The organism is Epilithonimonas sp. 33E (genome assembly GCF_059372615.1).
Map to the genome: position 1 here is coordinate 2,798,918 of NZ_CM182009.1, position 12,883 is coordinate 2,811,800.

The 12,883-nt window shown below is 35.1% G+C and carries 7 protein-coding genes; 2 read left to right on the top strand and 5 right to left on the bottom strand.

All coding sequences use genetic code 11. The features are described 5' to 3' along the window. Positions 1–146: 146 nt before the first annotated feature. From recF to AC5P2S_RS12870, 5 genes are read right to left on the bottom strand one after another with little or no spacing between them, the layout of a single operon-like run. The gene (gene recF, locus AC5P2S_RS12850) at positions 147–1,226 is read right to left on the bottom strand and encodes a DNA replication/repair protein RecF (protein WP_494555131.1); all 1,080 of its coding nucleotides are present in this window, start codon (positions 1,224–1,226) and stop codon (positions 147–149) included. After that, positions 1,223–1,531 (bottom strand): type II toxin-antitoxin system RelE/ParE family toxin, encoded by a 309-nt coding sequence (locus AC5P2S_RS12855; RefSeq protein WP_494555132.1) that lies wholly within the window; start codon positions 1,529–1,531, stop codon positions 1,223–1,225. The genes recF and AC5P2S_RS12855 overlap by 4 nt, the downstream gene beginning before the upstream one ends. Continuing rightward, positions 1,519–1,758 carry a hypothetical protein gene (locus tag AC5P2S_RS12860; protein ID WP_120214621.1) on the bottom strand — a complete coding sequence of 80 codons (240 nt, stop codon included), beginning with the start codon at positions 1,756–1,758 and terminating at the stop codon, positions 1,519–1,521. The genes AC5P2S_RS12855 and AC5P2S_RS12860 overlap by 13 nt, the downstream gene beginning before the upstream one ends. Before the next feature lie 43 nt (positions 1,759–1,801). Continuing rightward, positions 1,802–3,601, bottom strand: a complete 1,800-nt coding sequence (locus AC5P2S_RS12865) for a hypothetical protein (protein ID WP_494555133.1) — start codon at positions 3,599–3,601, stop codon at positions 1,802–1,804. A 9-nt stretch (positions 3,602–3,610) separates the two neighbouring features. Beyond that, positions 3,611–4,381 carry a UbiA prenyltransferase family protein gene (locus AC5P2S_RS12870; RefSeq protein ID WP_494555134.1) on the bottom strand — a complete coding sequence of 257 codons (771 nt, stop codon included), beginning with the start codon at positions 4,379–4,381 and terminating at the stop codon, positions 3,611–3,613. A 54-nt stretch (positions 4,382–4,435) separates the two neighbouring features. On the opposite strand from AC5P2S_RS12870, the gene AC5P2S_RS12875 reads away from it, so the two are divergent. Together AC5P2S_RS12875 and AC5P2S_RS12880 are read left to right on the top strand one after the other, a co-directional pair. After that, complete coding sequence (locus AC5P2S_RS12875) at positions 4,436–10,465, top strand: alpha-2-macroglobulin family protein (protein WP_494555135.1); 6,030 nt, start codon at positions 4,436–4,438, stop codon at positions 10,463–10,465. A gap of 149 nt (positions 10,466–10,614) precedes the next feature. After that, positions 10,615–12,867, top strand: coding sequence for a zinc-dependent metalloprotease (locus tag AC5P2S_RS12880; RefSeq protein ID WP_494555136.1), 2,253 nt, complete (start codon positions 10,615–10,617; stop codon positions 12,865–12,867). The last annotated feature ends 16 nt before the right edge of the window (positions 12,868–12,883 follow it).

Here is a 12,883-nt window from a genome sequence, read left to right on the forward strand (position 1 = left end):
AGGAGCAAACCGTTAGTTCTTCGGCAGAAGGTTCCAGCCTGCTAGCCTGCTGTCCACTGTATCTTTTTTGTCCGTTAAAAACAGACAAAAAAGGATGCCGTTCCCATCAGGGCTATGTTGAAGGTTAGTCTTTCTTTTCAACGTTTTCAAATTTCAAAGATTCTACTCTCTTCGTTGATCCTTCTCACCACATTTTCTGTCCGCTCTTTGTGCGTATCCGTAATGAAAATCTGCCCAAAACTCTCTTTGTTAACTAATTCGATTAGTTGAGAAACTCTGGTATCATCCAGTTTATCAAAAATATCGTCCAGAAGAAGGATTGGAGACTTTCCTGTCAATTCTTTGATTCGGTTGATCTGAGCTAATTTTAGTGAAATCAAGAAAGATTTCTGCTGGCCTTGCGAACCGATTTTTTTGATAGAATTCCCATTCATCTCGAACAGCAAGTCATCTTTATGTGTTCCTTTGGAAGTGTAGGTCAAAGCTCTGTCTTTATCAATTGAACCAGATAAAAGGCTGTGAAAATCTTCAGTCAAAAGATGCGATTCATAGATAACATTCACGATTTCTTTTCCACCGGAAATGATTTCGTAAAAATGCTGAACAATGGGATTCAGTTTTTCAACAAACTCTTTTCTTTTCTCAAAAATCCTTGTTCCGAAATTGGAAATCGGCTCGTCATAGATCTCCAAAGAATCCTTGTCGAAGACTCTGTTCTTCGCAAAATATTTCAGTAAAGCGTTTCTCTGCTGGATAGTTTTCTGATATTGGATCAAATCAAAAAGATAAGAAGAATCGGTTTGCGAAATCATCGCATCCAAAAATTTTCTTCGGCTTTCCCCGGAATCGGAAATCAGATTGGAATCGTAAGGTGAAATCATCACACTCGGTAAATAGCCAATATGGTCGGCTAATCTATCGTAATTTTTATCATTTTTCTTGATGATTTTTTTAGATTCTTTTGGCTGAAGAATTTTAATAATATCCTCTTTCTCTTCATTCTGAATTTCGGATTCAATAACAAAAAAATCTTCATCAGATTTCACATTATTAATATCAGAATTTCCAAGAAAGCTTTTCCCTACAGAAAGATAATGAAGCGCATCCAGAACATTAGTCTTCCCTACGCCATTATTCCCGACAAAACAATTGATTTGAGGAGAAAATTCGAAAGCTCTTTCCGAGTGGCTCTTAAAATTGATGAGTAAAAGTTTGTTGATAATCATAATCCCAAAAGTTTTTTCAGTTTACTCGGATTTTGCCGATTATCCCACAAAGAAATAATGTAGAGTAAATCTTTTTCTAATCTATAGACCAATCCGTAATTTTCAAAATGCCGAATTCGGTATGGTTCGAAATTGGTTTCAATACCACTTAAAGGATTAGACTTTAATAAATCAATTTTTTGATAAATAGTAAGGTTTAGTTTTATAGAATAACGATTACTTTTATTTCTATTATTCCAGTAATCGAAAATGGCGTTTCTCTGTTTTATTGCAAGCGTTGTCCAAATGACCTTTACTTCATCCATTCTTCATCCAATTTTCTTAACTCCTCGTCGGAAATAGTTCGCCCATATTTAATATCCTCTTCCGCAACTAGAATCATTTCTTTTTGACTTTTGGACAAAATATATTTTGCATCTTCTTCAGGCTGAACAGACAAAAAAAGATTTTCAACAGCTTGTAAGAAATTGACATTCGTAGTAGAAAAGATTCTTTCTACCAGTTTGCTTCTTAATACTTCAATATTTTCCATCCCTCAAAAATTTATGTAAAGATAAAACTTCTTAACAAAAAAATCAATTTCCGAAGTTCACAAAATGCGGAATATCAGCCGCAAAATTATTCATCGGCATCATATTGTTTCTATAGCTGTTGAAATCAAAAACAGAACTATTGTCAAATGGCACCTTCGGATAATACATAAAAGAAACCTGAATCCTGTTGAAAACCAGATAAGGATTGTTGATCAGAACCCCGATTCCAACTTTTGTATTGATACTGGTTTTCAATAATTTCTCATCCGGCATTCCCAGCCAACCAACAGCCGTTGTCAAATATGGACTGAAATGAAAATTTTTCCAGGTTTTGCTGATGAAAAACTGCAATTGGTATCTCAAAACAAGCTTTTTTGTCCCGATATAATCATAATTATAAACAGGAAATTCATCATTAGCAGAAAGGTTGATCCGGTCTTTGTAGGAATAATTATTTTGTGGATTACCCAAAGCCAGAGTCGGCGAAAAGAAATGACGGACCTTGGCAAATTTCCAGTCCATAAGGTTGGTAAAATATGTTCCATCGACGCGAAATGCATCACGGTTAATTCTTTCTTCATTAAAAAACCGTCCGAACTGTGCTTTGATATTAAAATATCCTATTTTCGTGAAGTCACCATAAGCCGCAGAAAGCCCGGCATAGGGAACAACTTCCTTACTTCTGGAGAGTAAACCGGCTGTAACATTAAATGCATTTCCGTAAGGAATATCTTCAGGCAAATCGTATTGGAAAACCTGTTTCTCCACCGAGAATTTTCTCTGGATAAATCCCGCCGAAGCCAAAAAACTATTATACGAACGGAAATACTGAAACTGATCAATGCCCGGACTGTCTTTATACTGATAATTCTGGAATCGACCTATTAAAGCAATATTACTGGAGATTCTTTCAGCAGGATTAGACGAAACGGGTATCTGGTAACCACCCCACAAATCCTGACTGTAAACTTTGATCTGAACTTCCGGAAACTCTGTCAGATCATCCATTGGCAAGGTTACATTTCGCATAAAATATTCGAAAGTGAAACCTCCTGCCCATTTTGTCAAAGGCGAGAAAAAATCACGTCTTGCACTCAGGTTGATGCGCTCATTTTTCAAAAAATCTTTTTCTCCCAAAATTTGTGCAGTAATATAACTTCCAAAAAGATTATTCGCCGTATAACTTCCATAGAAATAATCCTGTTTTTCTTTGGAATCATTCCTGTAAAGAAAGTCCGCTTCATGGCCAAGACCAAGGAAATTCTCTTCTGTTACACCTAATCCTATTTTGCTACCGGAATAGCTTAATCTTGGTTTCAAACTCCAGGAATCCAAAACTTTCACAACAACATCAATTGAGTCGTTAGAACTGTTTTCAACTGCAATTTTTACACGGTTGACAAAAGGCATTTCTCTCAGCAAGCGTTCGGATTCATAGAGTTTTTGTGCATTATAAGCTTCACCTTTTCTGAAAAGTAAATAATTGTTAACCGTCGAGATTCTGGTGTTGGAATGGAGATGATTCGTGAACCAGTCGTACCATTTCGCTTTCTCTTTTTTTTCTTTGGTGTTGTATCCAAACGGGTCGATTGTTTCAATTTTTATATCCCGAATAAATTTTCCATCATAAGATTCCTGAGATTGCTTTTCCGTTCTTGTAGCAACTGACGCAGAATCAGCTTCCCGACGAAATATAAAGCGGTGAATGAATCTTGTAAATTTTCTTTTATCTGAAAATTCTTCAATCTTATAATAAATCGAATCTTTTTTCTCCTGCGCCTCAGCAACGGAAAAGAAACTTAAAAAGACAATAATCAGGAGAATAGATTTGTTATTGAACATTCGGAGATTTTAACAAAACTGCAATATCAATTTGTAAGCCAAAAGACATATCAAAGGAAGTCCACTACAGCTTTCCACCCAAAAACTAAAATAAGCTTCCCGATTATTATTTTCTGAAAAATAAATTAATAAAAATGTGATAATTGTAGTCAGGAAAAAACATATTGCAAAAGCAAAATCCAGGTAGAAAACACTTAACAAGCCTGAGATACAAACTAATAAATATGCCAGGAATTTAGTTTTCTGGACGCCAATGAGAATCGGGAAAGTCACTACATCATCACTGTTCATATCTCTGATATCAAAAGGCAAAACCAAAGCTGAAATAAATAACCAGGTAATCATAAAAATCTCCCAATCAAATTCCGGAAGAATGAGCCAGGAATTGATTAAAGCCCAGGTTAATCCAACATAAAAAACCTTTAGCAAAGGAATTTTGCGTATAAATTTTTCCAAAAAAAAGGAATTGTAAAGCAATCCGAGAATAACAATAATTGCCCATTTCAAAAGTCGTATTTCGTTATGATTCCTGAGAATCAGAATCACACTGACAATCCCACAAATACAATTGAAAATCAGAATCTTAAAAAATGTTTTCTTATCGTACTGATATTTGGTGTAAAGGTAACCGCTGAAAAAAGTAATAAAAATTAAAAGTAAAGTCGGCCAACGGAATATGTTTTGCTCCAGCATAAAATAGGCAGCCAAACAGGTTCCCATCAAAGAAACATATATCTGACTGTCAATAACATATTTTTTTGTTAAATTTAAAATCGACATTTACTTTAACAAATGTCGGAAAAAACTATCTTACACAAGAGAAAAAATAAACTTATGAAAATCTTAAAGTCCTTATCAATTTTCTTATTGATATTTATCACTATGAATTTTTCTGCACAAAACTACTACGATCAGCAATGGAAAAAAATCGAAGACAATTATAAAAAAGGAACTTACAAATCCAATCTTCCCATCATTCTGGACATTCAGAATCAGGCTTTGAAGGATAATAACGCGATACAAATTATCAAATCTCTAAAAGCTGAATTCAGTATTACAAAACAAACTTATGACGATGTAAAAAATGATGAAAAATCTGTTTTTTTTGCCAAACTGAAAAGCATTGAACCCAAACTGAAAGGTGAAGAAAGGCAATTATTTCGTCTGTTGACTTTGGAATTTATCAGAGATTATTACCAAAGCAACTCCTGGAAAATCAATCAGAAAACCAATATAGACAACGTAGATTTGTCGCAAATCGAAACCTGGAGCAAGCTGGATTTTAAAAATTATTTGTCAAAGAATTATTCGGATCTGGAAAAAGACAATGCTGCTTTGAGAAAAATCCAGATGAAAAAATACAGCGAAATATTTGATACGACGGACAATTTTGAATATTTCCCGACACTTGCCGACTGGTACAATTATAATTATATCGATTTTCTTACCAATCAGAACATTTTCACACCGAACGAACTGAAGATCAATTCAACGAAAATCAATGATATTTATGACTCGGAAATTGCTTCGCTGTCAGGAAATGCTCAGTTGTATTTTAAACATCAGAAAATCAATTATAACTGTGAAGCGAATCATTGCAAAGACCAATTCGCTCAACTTGAAAAACTGGTTAAAGACGAATCTGCAAAAGGCGATTACAAAGTTCAGATTATTAATGATATGATTGGAATCCTTCAGCAAAAGCAGGATTACAAAGCAGCTCTAATTTGGATTGGTGATGCAAAGAAACTTTATCCAAAATCGAAATTCCTTAATAATGTCATAAATAAGGAAAATGACATCAAAAATCCGCAACTGATTCTTTTTTATGAGAACGAAACACAGAGCAATAAACCAATTCATATTGTTGCGGAAGGAAAAAACCTCACAATGTTTTCTTTGAATATCTATGAACTACAAGACAATTATCAGAGTTTCCTCAATTATGTTACTAATTCCTATCAAAAGCCGTTTTCAAGCGTTAAAAAATCTTTGATAAGAACAGAGCAATTCAGTTTGCCACAATCTCCTGATTATAAAACACACAGAACATCTTTAGAAGTAAAACCTCTTCCACCAGGAATTTATCTGGCAGAATATGTTGTGGGAAATTCTGTCCAAAGTAATTTTTACTTTATCGTTTCTGACACCAAGATCATTTATTCCAAAAAGAATGACAGCGGTTCCAATCCGGATATTATGAAATTGGTCAATAATGAGAATGGAAAAGCTTTTATGAATGAAAATCTTGAAATTACAGAATTTACCGAAGGTAATTCGGCAAAAAACTATACTGCAAAAACGGATAAATTGGGTAATTTTCAGTTTCCAAAATCGCTTGACGACAACTATTACAGATACTACCTTGTTAAAAAAGGAAATAATGTTGTGATGATTGATGTTTACGGAAATAACCGATATAATAGAAAACAATCTGAAAATCAGGAAACAGCACAAATTTTCCTCGACAGAAAAATCTACAGACCTGGACAAATTGTTTATTTTAAAGTCATTGCTACAGGAATCAACGGAGAAACCCAGAAAGTGAAAACATTAGAAAAGGTTCCGTTGAATATTATAATTCACGATACCAATGGTGAAGAATTACAAACTTTGAAACTGACGACCAACGAATTTGGTTCTGTCAACGGCAGCTTTACACTTCCAAAAAATAAATTGAATGGGAACTTTAACATTCAAGTAGAGGAAAACGATAATAACTCGGATTATAACATTTCCGGCTACGCGGATTTCCAGGTTGAGGAATACAAGCGTCCGAAGTTTGAAGTGACTTTTGAGCCAATAAAAGAGGAGTACAAATACGGCCAAACTATTGAATTGAAAGGAAAAGCAACGATGTTTTCCGGTGTTCCTTTGAGCAATTCAACAGTGAATTATGAAATTAAAAAACAGAATATCCGTTGGAGATATTTTTGGTGGTATCCTCGTGAAAATGACAATGAGAATTCGATTCTTGGAGATGTAAAAACCAACGAAAAAGGAGAATTTACTATCAAAATTGAGTTGAAAAAAGATGAAACGTTGGAAGGAATCCAAATTGATAATTATGCAATCAATGCTTCTGTGACAGACATCAATGGTGAAACGCAATCTGCCAATACCAATGTGAAAGTCGCTTCGGTTTCTCATTATATCACTGCCAACGAAATTGGAAATACATTTTCTGACGAAGATGTGAAGTTGAATGTTGACACCAAGAATTACAACGACCAAATTCTTAAGAAATCATATAACCTAAAACTGGAAAAACTGGAAGAACCGAAACAGATTTTCAGAAAGAATTTTGCTTCTGTAATTCAGGATTTGCCACAATTATCAAAGAATGAATTTGTACAGAAATTTCCTCACGACAGATTTGATAAAAATGATGATGTGAAGAATTGGAAAGTTTCTTCCGTCATTCTTAATGAAGTGAAGAATCCTGTCATCCAGAACCAAGCGAAGCGCAGTGAAGAATCTAAAGATTCCTCGTCCCTCGGAATGACAAGCGAACCGCTTAACTTAGGAAAATTAAATGCCGGCACTTATAAACTTCAGCTTTACAATATTGAAGGAAAAGATACGATAAAAACAGAGCAATTTTTCAAAGTTTGGGATAAAAAGTCGTTGGGTGAAAATCAAAATCCATTCTTGGAAGTGATTAAACCAACTCAGGATTTCAAACGGAGAGAAAAAGCAAAAGTGTTTGTTTATTCTGCGATTCCGGATGCTTTGGTCAATATTTTCATTCAAAATGGAAAAGGTGAAACCGTGACTGAAACCAAATCTTTCAAAAATGGAATTCTGGAATATGAAACAGTAATTCCAACAGGTGAAAGTATCTCGAGAGTGAATTTGCAGTTCCAACTGGTCGCTTTCAATGATGTGAAAACCGAATCGGTTGATTTGAAAATTGCAGACAGCAAAGATGATTTGAAAATTGAAACGGTGACTTTCCGGGACAAATTACAGCCTGGACAAAAAGAAAAATGGACAATCAAAATTTCTGGTGCTGATAAGGAAAAAATCAACGCGGAAGTTTTGGCAAATATGTATGATAAATCACTTGATCAGTTCGCAGTGAATTCCTGGAATTGGCAGAAATTTCATTCGGCTTTTTATGAAAGTTCTTATGCTATAGGAAATTATCTGCAACAGCAATATTATCGGAATTATTTTACTTACCAGAGCAATTATTACATTCAGTCACCTGATTTTAATTGGTTTGATGGCAGAATATATTATGGTTCAAACCTGGATACAGATGGCGACGGCATTCCAAATTCATTAGATGCTTGTCCAACAGTTCCCGGAACATCTCAATATCAAGGTTGTCCAAAACCAGCTATGGCTTATGCAAGCGAGGTTGAAATGTCAGCACCAGTTGCAAAACTCCAAGGCAAAGCAGCAGGGATAAATTTACAAGATTCTACAAATAAAAACCTTGAAGAGGTTGTAATAGTTGGTTATTCTGAAAAGAAGAAGACAGCGGAAAATATAGACAAAATCCCAGTTCGTCAAAATCTCAATGAAACTGCATTTTTCTATCCAAATCTTCTTACAGACAAAGATGGAAATGTATCGTTTGAATTCACTTCTCCGGAAGCTTTGACACAATGGAAACTGATGTTTTTAGCTCATACTAAAGACGCGAGAGCAGCAATTCTGGAAAAATCTGTGGTTACTCAAAAAGACTTTTCGATTACGCCTAATTATCCAAGATTCTTGCGAGAAGGCGACGAACTGAATCTTCAGACAAAAATTTCAAGTTTAATTAATCAAAAACTAACTGGCTTTGCACAATTGCAGATTTTGGATGCTTTTACCAACGAGGATGTTACAGATAAATTCGGAATTACTCAATTAACGGCAGTTTCCGGATATAATAAGGAACAAAGTTTTTCATTAGCTGAAAATGGAAACACATCTGCAACCTGGAAATTGAAAGTTCCAAACAATGTTTCTTCGATTATTATTAAAATTGTTGCTAAAGCCGGAAACTTCTCTGACGGCGAACAAAAGGCAATCGCAGTTCTTCCGAACAGAATGTTGGTAACCGATGTACTTCCGATTTTTGTGAAAGAAGGTCAGACGAAAACATTCACTTTAGACAATCTGAAAAATTCCAATTCTAAAACTCTGACCAATGTTTCCAACACTCTGGAACTGACGACGAATCCGATCTGGGAAATTATGTTTACATTACCGAGTTTGAAAGATGATATCAATAATTCGGCAGATGTTGTTTTCAACAAATGGTTTGCAGATGTCCTGGCTTCGGAGATTTTCAAAGCGAATCCAAAGTTGAAAACTGTTTTTGATGAATATCAATCCAAAGGTCTTTTGATCTCGAATCTTGAAAAAAATCAGGAGTTGAAACAGTTGTTACTGGACGAAACGCCTTGGATTTTAGAATCGAAAAATGAAACGGAACAAATGCAAAAACTGGCAAGATTATTCGATGCGAATACGATGCGAAATTCTATTTATGAAGATTGGTCAGAATTGGTAAAACTTCAAAACCCTGATGGTGGATTTAGCTGGTACCAAGGTTATCCGAGCTCTTATTACACTTCGCTTTATATTCTGAAAAACCTTGGCAGAATTAATGAATGGCTGAAAGGAAATCTTTCTGATTACCAAAGTTCCGAACAAAAAGAAATGGTCAAAAAACTGGTTTCTTACGTGGATAATGAAGTCAATAAATATTGGGACTCTTTGACTCCACTCAGAATGACAAAGGAGAATATTTGGAATAATTTTGTTCTCGATTATCTTGACACAAGGCATTATTGGGAAAAAGAATATGCTTTGAAGGCAAAAGGTGCCACTTTGAAAACTTCGGTTATTTCAAAAGCGAAAACAGCAAAAATTACCGATTTTACTTTCTTTGGATTGCATCGTTCGGCTTTATTATTTAACAATTATGGATTGAAAGATGTTTCGAAAAAACTGATGACTTATCTGAAAGAAACGTCAACAGAAACGGAAACGCAAGGCGTTTATTGGAAACAGAATCTGAACGACTGGGGTTGGTATTCTTCAAAAACCGTAAATCACGCAGGTGCTTTGGAAGCCTTCCAAAAACTGACTCCACAAGATGAAAATTTCATTGAAGAAATTAAAATCTGGCTAATCACTCAGAAAGAAGTGAATTCTTGGGGAAATTCGAGAGGAACTGCAGAAGTTATTTTTACGATTTTAAATTCCGGGAAATCTTGGACAACTACAGAATCTGACAAAGCACAAATCACTTGGGGCGGAAAACCACTGAATCCGCAAGAACAAGCGACTGGCTATGTAAAACAAACTGTAACTTCAGATAATATTGACAAAAATCTGTCAACAGTTACAATCAAAAAAGAAAGTCCTGGAATTGTTCAAGGAGGTCTGTTCTGGCAATATTATGAAGACCTTGATAAAATAAAATCTTCGGAAAGTTATATCTCGATTTCTAAGGAATTGTACAAAAAAGTGAAGACTGAAAATGGCGAACAATTAATTAAAATCAATGAAAACTCACCTGTTAAAGTTGGAGACAAAGTAACTGTGAGAATGATTCTCAACACCGACAGAAATATGGAGTTCATTCATCTGAAAGATATGCGAGCAGCCGGATTCGAACCTTTGGATGTTATTTCCGGTTATCAGTGGAAAAATAATCTGGGATACTATCAATCCACAAAAGATGCTTCAACTAATTTTTACATCGAATATATGCCAAAAGGAAAATATGTTTTCGAATATGATTATGTTGCCAATGCTAGTGGAAAATTCAGTAATGGAATTACAACTTTGCAGAATTATTATGCGCCACAAATGAGTGCACATACACAGGGAACAAAAGTCAAAATAAACGAATAACAATTATTCCCGAATGTTAAAAAAGCAATCAGATAGCATTATTTGATTGCTTTTTTTTATTTTTACCCAGCTATTAATATTAAAGAGTTTAAAATTATTTAATATTCTTCAAGAAAAAAGAAATTCAATTATAGTAATACAATTTAATTATGATCAAACATTTATTAACGGCAACCGGTATCATGGCTTCCATGCTATTGAGTGCACAAAAAAACTTCTGGACTCCTGTACAAAATTTAAGCGTTGCAGGAAAATCAGGACTAAAAGACAGAAAAACCCTTCCTACTGAATACAAAATTTTCAGTTTGAATGTTGATGGAATAAAATCAGAATTAGACAAAGCCCCAAACCGTGGAACTCAGAATGAGAGTCTTGTTTTAAAATTCCCTAACGCTTCAGGAAAACTTGTTGATTATGTGATACAGGAAGCGGCAGTTATGGAAAAAGAATTATCTGACAAATATCCCGGCATCAAATCTTATTTGGGATATCAGAAAGATAATAACAACAACACGATCAGGTTCAGCATCTCTCCTTTTGATGGGATGAATGTGATGTATTTTGATAATTGGGAAGTAAGCTATATGGATTCTTATTCTAACGATCTATCCAATTATATTGTTTACAAAAGGGCAAGCTTACCTGCTGATCCGGAACGCTTCAACTGTGATTTTGAAAAAGTTAATCTGCCAGAAAGTATAACTACTCCGATTTTATTAAAAGCACCTCTTGTTCAAGACGGAATGTTCAGAAAATATAGATTAGCACTCTCTAGTACTGTTGAATATTCTAACTATCATATCAATAGAGCAGGTCTTTCTTCAGGTACTACTGAACAAAAAAAAGCCGCAGTGTTAGCTGCTATGAATACAACAATGACAAGAGTAAATGGAGTTTATGAAAAAACGGTTTCTCTTACGATGGTTATGATTGCTAATAACGATTTATTACTGTCTATTGATACAGATGCATATGCACCTGGATTCTCAAACGACAACGGAGTTGCATTGTTGGATGAAAACCAAGCATTTGTAGATCAAACTGTTGGAAACAATTCTTATGATATAGGCCACATCTTCAGTACTGGAGGCGGTGGTATAGCACAGCGACCATCAGTGTGTGCTAGCAGCGGAAAAGCAAGAGGGGTAACAGGTTCTACTGTCCCAAGAGCTGATGCTTATGATATTGATTATGTAGCTCATGAAATAGGGCATCAATTCGGCGGTAATCATACTTTCAGAGCCAATACTGGCTCTTGTCAAGGTAATGCAAACAATTCAACTGCAGTAGAACCTGGAAGTGGAAGTACAATTATGGCTTATGCTGGTATCTGTACCTCTACAAATAATGTTCAAACTCACAGTGATGCTTATTTTCATTCTGTAAATGTTGTAGAAATATACAATATAATTACCCGAACAACAGATTGTTCTGCAAAAACGGCTAATAATAATGGAGTACCAACAGCTGATGCAGGACCGGATTACACTATTCCTTACGGAACCGCATTTGTATTAACGGGTGCAGGCACAGATCCTGATGGTGATGCTTTAACTTACCTTTGGGAACAAACAGATTATGCTTCTCTTTCAGCGACTAATCCTCAACCTCCTGTAGCCACTGCAACCGGTGGAACAGTTTTCAGATCTTACAACCCGACAACATCTAATCAAAGATATTTCCCGGCAATGGCTTCTGTTGCGGCAAATACATTAACTCCAAAGTGGGAAGTTATACCAAACGTAGCAAGAACACTTAATTTTTCGTTATTGGTTAATGATAACAAAGCAACAGGAAATCAATCCGCAAGAGATCTAATGAAAGTGACAGTTGCTAATACCGGGCCTTTCAAAGTTACATCTCAAACCGTAGCTGCTAATTATACCGGTGGTTCTCAGATAACCGTAACATGGGATGTAGCCGGGACTAATGCTGCTCCAATCAATACCCAAGATGTTCAGATTTTATTATCATCTGATAATGGACTTACATTTAATACGGTATTAGCTGATGCTCCTAATACAGGTAGCGCAGTTGTTACTCTTCCAAATGAAAGCAATGGGAATGCAAGAATCATGGTAAAAGCGGTCAATAACATCTATTTTGCGGTCAATTCTGCCAGATTTAATATTAATAAAAACCTTGCTGTCGATGAATCTGCTTTTAACAAAGGATTCGCAATCTATCCAAACCCAGCAAAAGGGGAAGTTAACATTTCTTTGAATAGCATAACAAAAGGTGCTACTTATCAGATCGTTGATCTTTCGGGAAGATTAATTTCCAACGGATCTTTAGAAAATGAGAAAACAAAGGTTAATATTTCTAATTTGAAATCAGGAACTTATAAGATTGTAATTTCCAACAACGGAGAAACTACAAGTAAAAATCTTATTGTTAAGTAATTTATCTAATAAAAAT